This window comes from Campylobacter sp. RM16192 (assembly GCF_004803855.2).
In the GTDB taxonomy this organism is placed as follows: Bacteria; Campylobacterota; Campylobacteria; order Campylobacterales; family Campylobacteraceae; genus Campylobacter_A.
In genome coordinates, this window is the sequence record NZ_CP012552.1 from 1105691 (window position 1) to 1118214 (window position 12524).

Annotated in this window: 13 protein-coding genes; 5 read left to right on the top strand and 8 right to left on the bottom strand. The window is 37.3% G+C overall.

Annotation, left to right across the window (positions count from 1 at the left end; translation table 11 throughout):
* Positions 1–8: 8 nt before the first annotated feature.
* Together rny and CDOMC_RS05710 are read right to left on the bottom strand one after the other, a co-directional pair.
* Positions 9–1562, bottom strand: a complete 1554-nt coding sequence (gene rny, locus CDOMC_RS05705) for a ribonuclease Y (protein ID WP_172128680.1) — start codon at positions 1560–1562, stop codon at positions 9–11.
* Positions 1477–2112 carry a 5-formyltetrahydrofolate cyclo-ligase gene (locus tag CDOMC_RS05710; protein WP_236861282.1) on the bottom strand — a complete coding sequence of 212 codons (636 nt, stop codon included), beginning with the start codon at positions 2110–2112 and terminating at the stop codon, positions 1477–1479. The genes rny and CDOMC_RS05710 overlap by 86 nt, the downstream gene beginning before the upstream one ends.
* Before the next feature lie 70 nt (positions 2113–2182).
* Here CDOMC_RS05710 and CDOMC_RS05715 point away from each other — a divergent pair, with 70 nt between their 5' ends.
* Both CDOMC_RS05715 and ftsY read left to right on the top strand, forming a co-directional pair.
* The gene (locus tag CDOMC_RS05715; protein ID WP_172128682.1) at positions 2183–2818 is read left to right on the top strand and encodes a TlpA family protein disulfide reductase; all 636 of its coding nucleotides are present in this window, start codon (positions 2183–2185) and stop codon (positions 2816–2818) included.
* Entirely contained in the window at positions 2818–3687 is an 870-nt protein-coding gene (ftsY, locus tag CDOMC_RS05720) for a signal recognition particle-docking protein FtsY (protein WP_172128684.1), read from the top strand. The genes CDOMC_RS05715 and ftsY overlap by 1 nt, the downstream gene beginning before the upstream one ends.
* Before the next feature lie 30 nt (positions 3688–3717).
* Here the strand turns inward: ftsY and brnQ are convergent, their stop codons facing one another.
* Positions 3718–5049 (bottom strand): branched-chain amino acid transport system II carrier protein, encoded by a 1332-nt coding sequence (gene brnQ / locus CDOMC_RS05725; protein ID WP_172128686.1) that lies wholly within the window; start codon positions 5047–5049, stop codon positions 3718–3720.
* Between the two features lie 210 nt (positions 5050–5259).
* Here brnQ and radA point away from each other — a divergent pair, with 210 nt between their 5' ends.
* The gene (radA, locus tag CDOMC_RS05730) at positions 5260–6600 is read left to right on the top strand and encodes a DNA repair protein RadA (protein WP_172128688.1); all 1341 of its coding nucleotides are present in this window, start codon (positions 5260–5262) and stop codon (positions 6598–6600) included.
* 7 nt (positions 6601–6607) lie between these two features.
* Here the strand turns inward: radA and CDOMC_RS05735 are convergent, their stop codons facing one another.
* Positions 6608–7978, bottom strand: coding sequence for a phosphomannomutase/phosphoglucomutase (locus tag CDOMC_RS05735; RefSeq protein ID WP_172128690.1), 1371 nt, complete (start codon positions 7976–7978; stop codon positions 6608–6610).
* A 57-nt stretch (positions 7979–8035) separates the two neighbouring features.
* Positions 8036–8506, bottom strand: coding sequence for a Cys-tRNA(Pro) deacylase (ybaK, locus tag CDOMC_RS05740; RefSeq protein ID WP_172128692.1), 471 nt, complete (start codon positions 8504–8506; stop codon positions 8036–8038).
* A gap of 57 nt (positions 8507–8563) precedes the next feature.
* On the opposite strand from ybaK, the gene fliL reads away from it, so the two are divergent.
* Entirely contained in the window at positions 8564–9094 is a 531-nt protein-coding gene (gene fliL, locus CDOMC_RS05745) for a flagellar basal body-associated protein FliL (protein WP_172128694.1), read from the top strand.
* Positions 9091–9435, top strand: a complete 345-nt coding sequence (acpS, locus tag CDOMC_RS05750) for a holo-ACP synthase (RefSeq protein ID WP_172128696.1) — start codon at positions 9091–9093, stop codon at positions 9433–9435. The genes fliL and acpS overlap by 4 nt, the downstream gene beginning before the upstream one ends.
* 79 nt (positions 9436–9514) lie before the next feature.
* On the opposite strand, the gene CDOMC_RS05755 is transcribed toward acpS, so the two are convergent.
* Genes CDOMC_RS05755 through CDOMC_RS05765 form a run of 3 tightly spaced genes read right to left on the bottom strand, consistent with a single transcriptional unit; the run spans position 9515 to position 12520 of the window.
* A complete protein-coding gene (locus tag CDOMC_RS05755) occupies positions 9515–10384 on the bottom strand; it encodes a fumarylacetoacetate hydrolase family protein (protein ID WP_172128698.1) in 870 nt (289 codons plus the stop codon).
* Positions 10384–11373, bottom strand: coding sequence for an SAM-dependent methyltransferase (locus tag CDOMC_RS05760; RefSeq protein ID WP_236861283.1), 990 nt, complete (start codon positions 11371–11373; stop codon positions 10384–10386). Before CDOMC_RS05760 ends, CDOMC_RS05755 begins: the two co-directional genes overlap by 1 nt.
* The gene (locus CDOMC_RS05765; protein ID WP_172128700.1) at positions 11357–12520 is read right to left on the bottom strand and encodes an acetylornithine transaminase; all 1164 of its coding nucleotides are present in this window, start codon (positions 12518–12520) and stop codon (positions 11357–11359) included. The genes CDOMC_RS05760 and CDOMC_RS05765 overlap by 17 nt, the downstream gene beginning before the upstream one ends.
* Positions 12521–12524: the final 4 nt, after the last annotated feature.

A 12524-nucleotide genomic window follows, 5' to 3' on the forward strand; every position in this document is an offset into this window, starting at 1 on the left:
CATACCACCTACTTCGCGAAATCTACAGCACGAACCTCTCTAATAACATTTACCTTTACCTCTCCTGGATATTGCACTTTCTCCTCGATCTCTTGGGCTATCTCTTTAGCCACAAGCACTGCTTCATCATCGTTTATTAGCTTAGCGTTTGCTATTACGCGTATCTCACGACCGGCATTTATAGCATAAGCTTGTTTTATACCGTTTTTACTCTTTGCTATCTCCTCTATCTCCTCAACACGTTTTAAAAAGCTCTCAAGCACTTCGCGTCTAGCGCCTGGACGAGCTGCCGATAGAGTATCAGCCGCGCATACAGCAGCACTCTCTACACTTGTAGCCTCTTCGTGCCCATGGTGAGCATATATTGCGTTTATTACAACAGGATGCTCTTTATAGCGTTTGCAAATTTCAGCGCCAAGATCTACGTGGCTTCCCTCGTATTCATGCGTAAGTGCCTTGCCGATATCGTGAAGTATTCCAGCTCTTTTTGCAAGCTTCTCATCTCCGCCTGTTTCAGCGGCGATAATTCCAGCAAGGTGAGCTACCTCAAGACTATGCGCCAGAGCGTTTTGTCCGTAGCTTGCTCTAAATTTAAGCTTTCCTATAAGTTTAACAATTTCAGGATTCATCTTGCTAAGTCCTAGATCAATTACGATATTTTCACCCTCTTCTAAGATGCTAGCCTCAAATTCTTCGGTAACTTTTTTATGAATATCCTCTATTCTTGCCGGCTGAATTCTACCATCTTCAACCAAAAGCTCTATAACTCTAGTAGCAATCGCACGGCGATACAAATTAAAACTACTTAAAATTATCGCATGAGGAGTATCATCTATAATGATATCTACACCCAAAACCATCTCAAGAGTTTTTATATTTCGCCCTTCTTTGCCGATGATTCTGCCCTTTAACTCATCATTTTTAATATTTACTACATTTATTAAACGCTCAGCTGCAAATTCTCCGGCAAATCTCGATGTAGCCTGCGCAAGGATATAATTTACTCTCTTTTTAGCCTCTCTTTTAGCCTCTTCTTCGTGCTTTCTAACTATATGAGCTATATCGGCACGACTCTTTTCCTCGACCTTTTTTAGCACCTCTTCTCTAGCCTCAGCCTCAGTAAGTCCGGCTGCATGCTCTAGTATATTTAGCGCCTCTTGAAGCTTTACTTGGTAGTTATTCTTTAGACTTAAGCCCTCTTCGTATAAATTTTTAGCATCCAATTTAGATTTATCAAGCTCGTCTTTACTCTCTTTTAAAATTTCTTGCTCGTTTAAAAGAGCCTGCTCTCTTTTGGTAAGTTCATCAAATTTTTGGACATAATCTTTTTGAAGTTTGACTGTCTTATCGTCATACTTCTTTTTAGCTTCAAATTCAGCCTCTTGGACTGAAATTTTAGAATTTTTAAGCGTAAGCTCAGCCTCGTATTCTATCGCTTTTGCTTTTGCTTTTGCCTGCTCTAAAAATATATTGTAATTAGCGTCGTTTATCTTTTTTGCTACAAGATACCCTGCTCCAGCGCCTACCGCACCAGCCCCCAATCCTACTAAAATCTCTATCATAGATTCCTCTTTTTATATAAATTTTTCTTGGGGTAATATAAAAATCACACTGCACATCGTGATCTTCGGTGATAATTTCATGTATAAAAGTATCTTTAATCTGAACAAATATCACAATAGGTCGGTAAGGCAAATCTCCAAAAAATCTATCATAAAAACCTTTACCATGCCCTATTCTAGCCATATTTCCATCAACCCCAATAACAGGAATAATAGCTACGTCTATCCGTTTTTGGAAAAATTTAGCGCCAAGCGGCTCTTTTATGCCAAATTTAGAACACACTAACGGAAATTTTGATTTTACCATTTTTAAGTTGAGATTTGACATAAATGGAATAAAAATTTCACATTTCTTAACTAAAGTACGCTTTAAAATATTCAAATTTGGTTCGCTAGGAAGCGGACTAAAGATTAATACTCTTTTTGCATTAAATTTTTCAAGAAGTTTTAAAAGCGGCTTAAACATACCGTAATGCGAGCATCTGGCCCTAAATTTTATCTCGGTTTTAAGCCTATTTTTAATATGTTTTCTAAAATTTTCTTTTTTCAAAATTTAACACTCATTTTATATACTTAAGATATAATTCAACCCAAATCTAAGACTTTAAGATAGGAATTATATGAAATTTAAACTCTCAATTATAGCACTTTTACTATTTTTTATAAGCGGATGCGAAAACGGTGAGAAAAAAAGCACACCATCATCTACCTCTGCTAAAACTGAAAATAACATAACCATAGTTACCAATACAACAGAAAGCAATAAAAACGATACAAAAGCCAAAGAAGTTAAGCAAGCAGAAGCACAAAAAGATACTATCAATAATGACCATATAGAGCTTACGCTTACAAACGAGCAAAAATTACAGCTTCAAAAATTTGAAAAAGGTTTAAAAGTCGAAAATAACAATCAAGCCATCTTGTTTAACTTTTTTACTACTTGGTGTCCTCCTTGCAAGGCGGAAATCCCTCATCTAAATAACCTTCAGGATAAATTTAGAGGCAAGCTAAAAATCATAAGCGTCCTTATGGAGGATAAGACAAAAGAAGAGATAGAAGCTTTTATCAATAGATACAAGATTAAATTTGACGTAACATACGGCGAAAATAATTTTAACTTTGCAAAATCTCTTGGCGGAGTTATCGGCATACCTTATATGGTTTTATATAGGGCCGATGGCGCATACGCGACTCACTATGTTGGCTTGGTTCCGGAAGAGATGCTAGAAAATGATATATTAAAGGTAATAAACTGATGTTTGGATTTTTAAAAAGAGGTCTTGATAAGACATTAGAAGCCATAAGATCATCTAAGCCCGCAGATAAAAAAATATCAAAAAACGCACTTGAAGAAATTTTATTAGAAGCGGATGTGGATTATGAAATAGTAGAGGAAATTTTATACTATCTGCCACCTCAAGACGAAGTAAAAAAAGATGATTTAAAAAGAATTTTAAACACATATTTTATATATGAAAATCTGGCTCAAGTCAAACAAGATAAGCCATTCGTAGAAATTATTCTTGGCGTAAACGGAGCAGGAAAGACAACCACGATAGCAAAGCTTGCAAATTTATATAAAAATTCAAATAAAAGCGTTATTATAGGCGCTTGTGATACATTTAGAGCCGGCGCTATAGAGCAGCTTAGACAGTGGTCGATTCGCCTAAATGTACCTATAGTCGCCACACAGCAAGGACATGATCCATCGGCGGTAGCTTTTGATACAATAAGCTCAGCGATAGCTAAAAACATAGATAATGTCATCCTAGATACTGCCGGTCGCTTGCAGAATCAAACAAATTTAGCAAATGAGCTTAGCAAGATCGTAAGAATAAGCCAAAAAGCCTATGAAAATGCACCACACCGCAAAATTTTGATCTTGGATGGAACACAAGGTAATGCCGGTTTAGCCCAAGCAAAAGCATTTAACGATATAGTTAAGCTTGACGGGGTTATAATAACCAAGCTTGATGGCACTCCAAAAGGAGGTGCTTTATTTGGTGTGGCAAGAGACTTAGAGCTTCCTATTTTATTTATAGGCGTAGGCGAAAAAATGGATGATCTGATAAAATTTGAACCTAAGGAATTTGTAGATACTTTGGTAGATGAAATTTATAGTTAAAATTCGGCGAAAATATCGCCGAATTTACTTTTAATAGCTTCCCTCTCTCTTATGAAACATTAGATATGACACGTAACTAAGTGCAAATACTACCAAGCTAGGCACTATCCAACCAAGCATAGAGTCATAAAACGGCATAGTCTTAACAAAAGGAGTCAAAAAAGGTATAGATATATTTATAATATCAAGTCCGTTTACTACTCCGATAATTATACAAGTATATACGCAGGATCTATAAACTATCTTGCTTGAGTCTATTATCGGATTTATTAGAGATAAAATTATTAAAATTATCGATACAGGATATATGGCCACAAGAACCGGAATGCTACCTTTTATAATGGTAGTAAGCCCGAAATTTGCCACCGCAAAACCGATTAAACACCATAAAATTACCCAAGTTTTATATTTTACCTTGCCTTTACTTAGCTCCTCAAAATACTCGCTAGCAGAAGTTATAAGCCCTAAAGTAGTTGTAAGACAAGCTAGCAAAAATGCGCTTCCTAATATTACGACACCGATTTTACCGAAATAGTGATCACTTATTTTAGAGAGCAAAGCGGCTCCATTGATATCCGGAGTATCCTTAAAAAGCTCTCCTGATGTAGCACCCAAGTAACCAAGCATCAAATATATCACCATCAATATTATTCCCGCCATCATACCGGCTTTTATCGTAGATACAACTAGATGCCTCTCGTTTTTTACGCCTACATCCTTAATGGCGTTTATAACTATAATTCCAAAAGCCAAGGACGCAAGAGCATCCATAGTCTGATAGCCCTCCACAAATCCCTTTGATGCCGAGTGATTTACATAATCTCCCATAGGGGCGGTAAATTCGCCTATCGGATATAAAAATCCCGCCCCAAAAAGCAAAAGTATCAGCAATAAAAGAAGCGGAGTAAGATATCTGCCAAGAAGCTTTACAAGAGCCGAAGGATTAAGACAGATATAGTAATTTAAAGCAAAATATACTGCCGAATATGCAAACAACCAAATTTGTAAGCTGCCATCAGGCACAAAAGGCTTGATAGCGATATCAAACGGCATATTTGCAGCCCTTGGTATCGCAAAAAGCGGTCCTATCGTAAGATATAAAAGTGCAGTAAATACAAAGGCAAATACAGGATCTATTCGCCTAACTAAATTTTGCAAGCCCTTAGCTCTAGCTATGCCTGCTACTCCAAGCACTGGAAGCAATACGGCTGTAGCACAAAAGAACATAATAGCCATATAAAAATTATCTCCGGCCTCTTTGCCTAAATTTGGAGGAAAGATAAAATTTCCCGCTCCAAAAAACATAGCAAAGAGTGTTAAAGATATAGTCATAAACTTTTTTTTACTTAAACCAGGTTTCATAAGACACTCCATTAAAACTTTTAATCATGAATTATATTTTTATTAAGTTTAAAAATTATTTATTATATTAATATTTCTTAAAAAATTTTAATTTATGTTTCATTTTGAAATTCAAATAGTTAATTTATTGATATTTGTATCAAATTTATACGCTATTTCAAGCAATAGTAAATTTTATAAATCTTAAGTATAATTTCAAAAAGGATAAAAATGGCGAAAGCAAAAACTATTTTTGAATGTCAAGCATGTGGAAATCAGCAGAGTAAGTGGGTAGGTAAATGCTCTGAGTGTGGCTCTTGGGATAGCTTTATGGAGCTTAATCAAACTCAGATAAAAGTTCTAAACGAGATCTCAAAAGCCTCAAGCTCTCAAACTCTCGCAAAAGAGATAAAAGATATAAAAATCGAGCAAATTTCACGCATAAGTACACAAGATAAAGAGCTTGATCTGGTGCTTGGCGGAGGGATAGTAGAAGGATCGCTAGTGCTAATCGGCGGAAGCCCGGGCATCGGCAAATCAACTTTGCTTCTAAAAATCGCCTCAAATTTATCCGCGCAAGACAAAAAAACCCTTTACGTAAGCGGCGAAGAGAGCGCAAGCCAGATCAAAATCAGAGCCGATAGGCTAAACGCGGTTCGTGACGGACTTTTTTTGCTCACTGAAATTTTACTTGAAAACATCATGACTGAAGTTAGAAAAAACGACTATAAAGTGCTTGTTATCGACTCCATTCAGACGCTTTACTCTGAAAAGATCGCTTCAGCTCCCGGCTCAGTATCGCAAGTGCGCGAGATAACTTTTGAGCTTATGCGCCTAGCCAAAAATGAAAATATCTGCATTTTTATCATCGGACACATTACTAAAGACGGCTCTATCGCAGGGCCTAGGATACTTGAACACATGGTTGATGTAGTGCTTTATTTCGAAGGTGATGCAAGCCGTGAGCTTAGAATACTAAGAGGGTTTAAAAATCGCTTCGGCTCAACAAGCGAAGTTGGAATTTTTGAGATGACTACTCAAGGACTTGTAAGTGCAAATGATGTCTCAAGCAAATTTTTTACTCGAGGAAAAGCGGTTAGCGGCTCGGCGATAACTATCATAATGGAGGGTTCGCGCGCACTAAGCGTTGAAATTCAAGCCTTGGTATGCGAAAGCAGCTATCCTAAACGAAGTAGCACAGGCTATGAAAAAAATCGCCTCGATATGCTTTTAGCGCTACTTGAGCGAAAGCTAGAAATTCCGCTTGGGCATTACGATGTATTTATAAACGTTTCAGGCGGAGTTAAAGTAAGTGAAACGGCGGCCGATTTAGCCGTAATGGCAGCTATCATAAGCAGCTTTAAAAATCGTCCTATCAGCAAAGAGAGTGTATTTATAGGCGAGCTTAGCCTAAATGGCGAGATAAGAGAGGTCTTTAACCTCGATCAGCGCTTAAAAGAAGCCAAGACACAGAAATTTAAAAACGCTATCATCCCCTCAAAGCCGCTTGACAGCCAAGGACTAAAATGCTTTATCACAAGCGATATAACGCAAGTTTTAGAGTGGATGTAGGGATAAGCTACATCCCTTTTTTGATACTATCAAGCAAGTTCATAAATATGCTTTGAAGCTTTTTTACAAGCTCTTCACTCTTAGCCTCAAACCTGGTTACTATGACAGGAGTTGTGTTTGAAGCTCGTACAAGCGCCCAGCCATCTTCAAATCTTACTCTAACGCCATCTATATCGATGATTTCTTTTACTTCCGGAAGCTCTTTTACCCCTTTTGCAAGCTCAAGCTTTAAAGCTTCTATTATCTTAAATTTCTTACTTTCACTAGTTTCTACCTTGATCTCATCGGTACTAAAAACTTTTGGAAGTTTCTCAAGCTCAGCATCTAAATTTATGCCCTTTTGAACAAGCTCAAGCACCCTAAACATAGCATACAAGGCATCATCAAAGCCAAAATATCGCTCTTTAAAAAATATATGACCGCTAACTTCCGCCGCCATATCGATATTTAGCTCTTTCATGGCTTTTTTGATATTGCTATGACCGGTTTTACCCATGAAGCTCTTGCCACCGTTTTTATCGATCTCGTCATACATATTTTGCGAACATTTTACTTCGCCTAAAACTCGCGGATTTTTCATTACAAGCGAGTATAGGTAGGCTAGTTCATCGCCTTTTATGTTGCGATTTTTGGTAAGAACTGCGATTCTATCGCCATCTCCGTCAAAGCCAAATCCTATCTCAAATTCGCCTTTTAAAGCCTCTTTTATATCTTTTAAATTTTTCTCTTCGCTTGGATCAGGGTGGTGGTTTGGAAAATTTCCGTCAGGGTTTGGATATAAAATTTCAGCGTCTAAATTTAAGCTCTTGCAAATTTCAGGAAGCACCGCTCCCACGGCTCCGTTTGCACAGTCCATTACTATTTTTAGCTTCATATTTTTAAGATGCGCAAACTGATATATAATAAATTTTTTATATTCGCTTGCGATATCAAATTTAATAGCTCTAAAATCATCTTTTATCTGCGTTTTAGCCTTGATAGTAGATACAGCCTCATCTTTTAGCTTTTGAAGATCAGCACCAAAATAGCTATCCTTAAAAATCGTAATCTTAAATCCGTTGTATTCTTTTGGATTATGAGAGCCAGTTATCATGATATTTGCGTCAAATTTGTCGTTAAAAACGCTAAAATATCCAACCGGCGTAGGAAGCAGTCCAATATCAAAGACATCTATGCCTGCAGCGTTTAGCCCGCTAACAAGCCAGCCAAAAATATCTTCTGCACTAAGCCTCGCATCATATCCCACACTTACGTTTTTAGCTCCGCGCTTTAACATCTCGCGACCCAAATTTAAGCCTATAGCCTTTACGCTTGTTTCATTTAGATCTCTCTCGTAAATTCCGCGTATATCATACTCTCTAAAAATTTCTTCCAGCATAAATTTTAAACCTTAAATTAAATCTGCCAATTTTATCATCACTACAATTAACATTGACTAAATTAAATCTCCCGTCTTAGCATTGATAGCATTTATCAATTTTAATGGATTTATTTTTATCTGCTTACCTCTAACGCCAGCACTTATATAGATAAAATCCTGATTTAAAACTCTGTTATCAAAAAATGTATCAAAACTCTTTTTCATAGATATAGGAGAGCAGCCTCCTCTAATATAGCCTGTTACTTTTTCAAGATCTCTTAAATTTAAAAGTTCACATCTTTTATAACCACTAAGCTTTGCTAAAGCTTTTAAATTTAAGCTCAAATCCCCCTGAATGCAAGCTACGACAAATCCTTTTGGCTCACATTCGCACACTATAGTCTTATAAATTTTTTCGATATCAATATTGCATTTGCTGGCGACATTTACGGCACTTAGATCACTTTCATCGACATCATATTCTATTAATTCATACTCTATTTTTCTACTATCTAGGAATCTGGCGGCATTAGTTTTATGTATCATCTTTCTTTTTTTCTTAAAATTAATGTATAATTATAACCAAAATTTAAAGGAGTTTTAATGGCCCAAGAGGTTGAAGAGAAGCAAGGCAAGAAAGGAAATAGCCTTTTACTTATAATAATCATTATTGTTTTAGTGCTACTTTTAGCTATCGGTGGTTTGATAGCATTTTTGGTTTTAGGAGGTAGCGATAATCAGCAAATAAACGCACAGGATATGCAAACCATGCAGCAACCTCAACAAGCCTCAAGAAACAATAGTCCAAAAAGATCAAATGACTATATAAATATGGGCCCTATATATCCTATGGATCAATTTATAGTAAATTTATTAAGTGAAAGTGGCTCAAGATTTCTTAAAACTAAGGTTGATTTAGAGCTAAACAATGAAGCCTTAACTCCTGAAATAGATAAGAAAAAATCCTTAATTCGTGATATTATCATTAGAACTCTATCGTCTAAAACTTTTGAAGAGGTTAGCACAATAAAAGGCAAAGATCGCCTAAAAGACGAGATAGTGGATAGACTTAACGAGGTCTTGGCTGACGGACATATCAAAAATATATATTTTACCGACTTTGTTGTTCAATGATAGGAATAGATATAGTCGTAATCTCTAGAATTTCAAAGCTTAAAAAGCGTTACGGCGAGGCTTTTGCAAAACGCTTTTTAAGTGAAGATGAAATCAAAATAGCCAAAAATGATGCCACTATGGCTGGTTTTTATGCTGCCAAAGAGGCTGTTAGCAAGGCACTAGGTTGTGGCATAAGTAGCGAATGCTCTTTTTTTGATATAGAAATTTACAAAACCGAAAAAAACGCACCAAAGATAAAACTTTCAGATAAACTTAAACAAAACTTCAAAATCTCAGAAGCCGACATAAGCATAAGCCACGACGGTGGTTTTGCGATCGCAGCGGTTATACTAAAATAAAACCACAAATCCATATTAATATACTTTTATTTGGAAGTAGTACCCATAAACAATAGATCTTGAAATATAATTTTTAAGTTTACTTTATAATATTTTCAAGCACTCCGATATTTTCTATCTCGCAACGCACCACGTCGCCGCTCTTTAGAAATTTAGGCGGCTCAAGCCCCATGCCAACTCCACTTGGCGTGCCAAGAGAGATGATGGTGCCTGCTTTTAACGTCATCGCTTGGCTTAGCTCGGCGATTACATACCTTTCATCAAAGATCATTTGTGAAGTATTTGAGTTCTGTCTGAGCTCATTGTTTACGTAGCATTTGATATCCAAATTTGCACTATCAAGCTCATCAGGTGTCACCACCACAGGACCCATCGCACAGTGAGTGTCAAGCGACTTGCCGAAATAAAACTGCTTATGACGAATTTGCAAATCACGCGCGCTAAAATCATTTAGTATAGTGTATCCAAGGATATATTCGCCCGCTTCTTGCTCGCTTACGTTTTTAGCGTCTTTTTTTATAATGAGCGCGAGTTCTACTTCATAATCAAGCTTTTGCGTGACATCTTCATGAGCTAAAATTTCGCCATTATGCCCGACTATTTCATTCACCCTCTTTGAAAAATAGACCGGATATTCGCGCGTGCCATCAAATTTCTCGCCTTTAAATTTGGCCGACTCCTTGGCATGCTCCATGTAGTTTATGCCAAGGCAGATGATATCTTGACGCGGAGTTACGATAGGTGCAAGCAGCTTTGCCTCACCAAATTTAAGCTTGCTCGTATGATTCTTAAATTCTTTTAAACGCTCATAGTCTTGCTTGCCGGCTCGTAAGATAAAATCATTTAAATCACTAAAATCAAGTCTCATTTCGCTAAAGCTGATGATAGAACCATCAAGGCTTACTATGCCACTTTTTACACAGCCGTCAAAAAATGTTACAAATTTCATCATATCTCCTTATCAAACTCTATCATTTTAAATCTCTCGCCCAAAAACTCAGGGCTAGTTAGGAACTTAAACTGTTTTAAGAAGCTTTTATAAGCGCTCTCGCCACCGTTTTTAAGCACGTATTCAAGCACCTCTGCGCCGCCGAATTCCACTATCGCTACGGAATGCTTTTTAAAGCTTTTAAATTTAAGCCCGCAGCTTTCAAACTCCTCTTCAACCTGCGCGAAATTAACATCATAAGTTATATCGCTTATGCCGAAATACTCTTTTAAATTTGCAAGCTCAAAAGGGCTAAAAACCTTGTGATCTTTGTAAACTCTAAGCGTTATATCATCTCGCCTGCTCATATCTCCATAGTCAAAAGTGATGAATTTAAGCCTATTTGCACAGTTTTTAATGTCATTCGCAAACTCCTTGAGCCCAAGCATAACTTCGCCTTTATTAACGCCAAATTTTTTGCAAGTTGCTAAAGTGTCGCTATTTATGCTATCCCAAAAGAGCTCATCATCTTTCACATAAAGCATTTTACCACCATCCACCACTTCACAAGCAAAGCAATCAAGAAGCTCGTTTGAGATGAAAAAAGCCTCGTTAAACCCACACTCTTTAAGGCTATTAAAGTGTTTTACGCATACTTCATCACCAAATTTTTGCTTGAAATTTTGAGTTTGGATCTCTTTTAAATTTTCATGCGGTTCGATGATATTAAATTTTAGCGTTTTTAAAATTTCAGGTCTGAAGGTAAAGATTCCGCTTATAAAATCACACATCATGGCGCCGTCGTTTGCACCTATCTCAACGATATTTACATGCGGTGAGAATTCGCCTTTTCCAACTAAATTTAAAAAATGATAAGCAAGCGTGACGCCAAAAAGAGGTCCGACGCTAACGGAAGTGTAAAAATCCCCGCTTTTGCCTACTCTAGCGGGGGATTTATAGTAGTTTTCATTTAGCCACTCGTTAAAATACGAGCTAAATTTTATACTCACCAAGAGCCTTTTGAAGTCTTTTAAAGCCCTCTTTTATCTCGCTTTTTTTCATATTTAAAGGCGGCAAAAATCTAAGCGTACTTGTGCCTGATTTAAGCACCAAAACGCGGTTTTTAGCGGCTAGCTTTATGATGTCTGCTAAATTTACGCCTTCATGAAGCACTAACCCTAGCATGAGTCCAAGACCCTCTTTTTGCTTTATAGCTTTTGGAAATTTAGCGCATAGCTCGTCTAAATTTTCGTTAAAAATTTCTATCTGCTTATCTATCTTGCCGCTTTTTTTAAGCTTCTTAAGCTCATCTAGTGCAGTTAGCGCAGTAGCAGTTGCTAAGAAATTGCCTCCAAAAGTTGAGCCGTGATCGCCTGGTTCAAATATCTCTTTTTTGCTTACGCAAACACCTATCGGCACGCCAGCGCCAAGCCCTTTGGCAAAGGTTATGATGTCAGGCTTTAAGCCGTAAAGTTTAGAAGTCACAAACTCGCCCGTTCTAAATACTCCGCACTGCACCTCATCGGTTATAAGAAGCAAGTCTTTCTCCTTTAAAACCTTTGCGAGGCGTTTTACTTCGCTCTTATCAAGTGCGTTTATACCGCCCTCGCCTTGAACAAGCTCTATCATAACGGCAACGGTTTTTTCGCTTATATTTTCAATTATCTCGCTGATACTGCCGTAAAATTTAAAGCCATCGATATAAGGAGCGTAAATTTCGGGATGAAATTTATCTTGACCGGTTAGCTTTAAGGTCGCAAGAGTTCTGCCATGAAAGGAGTTTGCAAGGCTTATGATCTCAAATTTCTTCTCTTTAAAATTTGTCGCACCATACTTTCTGGCTAGCTTTATGGCGCACTCGTTTGCCTCTGCACCGGAATTGCAAAAGAAGCTAAAGGTTTTAAAGCCGAGCATTTTTGAAATCTGCTTTGCAAGCTTTTCTTGCGGTTTTATGCGGTATATGTTTGAGCTGTGAAGTATCTTGCCCGCTTGTTCGCTTATGGTTTTTACAATTCTTTTATGAGCGTATCCGAGCGAATTTACGCCGATACCCGAGGCAAAATCGATATAATCTCTGCCCTTTGCGTCAAAAAGCACAGAGCCCTCGCCCCTTTCAAATCCAAAATCAAATCTTGCATAAGTGTTTAAAAGATACATCTTT

Excerpts from the sequence above, each read along its gene's own strand:
- CDOMC_RS05765 (WP_172128700.1), bottom strand. The coding sequence starts at position 12,520 with ATGTATCTTTTAAACACTTATGCAAGATTTGATTTTGGATTTGAAAGG.
- ftsY (WP_172128684.1), top strand. The coding sequence starts at position 2,818 with ATGTTTGGATTTTTAAAAAGAGGTCTTGATAAGACATTAGAAGCCATA.
- fliL (WP_172128694.1), top strand. The coding sequence starts at position 8,564 with ATGGCCCAAGAGGTTGAAGAGAAGCAAGGCAAGAAAGGAAATAGCCTT.
- CDOMC_RS05715 (WP_172128682.1), top strand. The coding sequence starts at position 2,183 with ATGAAATTTAAACTCTCAATTATAGCACTTTTACTATTTTTTATAAGC.
- CDOMC_RS05755 (WP_172128698.1), bottom strand. The coding sequence starts at position 10,384 with ATGAAATTTGTAACATTTTTTGACGGCTGTGTAAAAAGTGGCATAGTA.
- rny (WP_172128680.1), bottom strand. The coding sequence starts at position 1,562 with ATGATAGAGATTTTAGTAGGATTGGGGGCTGGTGCGGTAGGCGCTGGA.
- brnQ (WP_172128686.1), bottom strand. The coding sequence starts at position 5,049 with ATGAAACCTGGTTTAAGTAAAAAAAAGTTTATGACTATATCTTTAACA.
- ybaK (WP_172128692.1), bottom strand. The coding sequence starts at position 8,506 with ATGATACATAAAACTAATGCCGCCAGATTCCTAGATAGTAGAAAAATA.
- radA (WP_172128688.1), top strand. The coding sequence starts at position 5,260 with ATGGCGAAAGCAAAAACTATTTTTGAATGTCAAGCATGTGGAAATCAG.
- acpS (WP_172128696.1), top strand. The coding sequence starts at position 9,091 with ATGATAGGAATAGATATAGTCGTAATCTCTAGAATTTCAAAGCTTAAA.
- CDOMC_RS05735 (WP_172128690.1), bottom strand. The coding sequence starts at position 7,978 with ATGCTGGAAGAAATTTTTAGAGAGTATGATATACGCGGAATTTACGAG.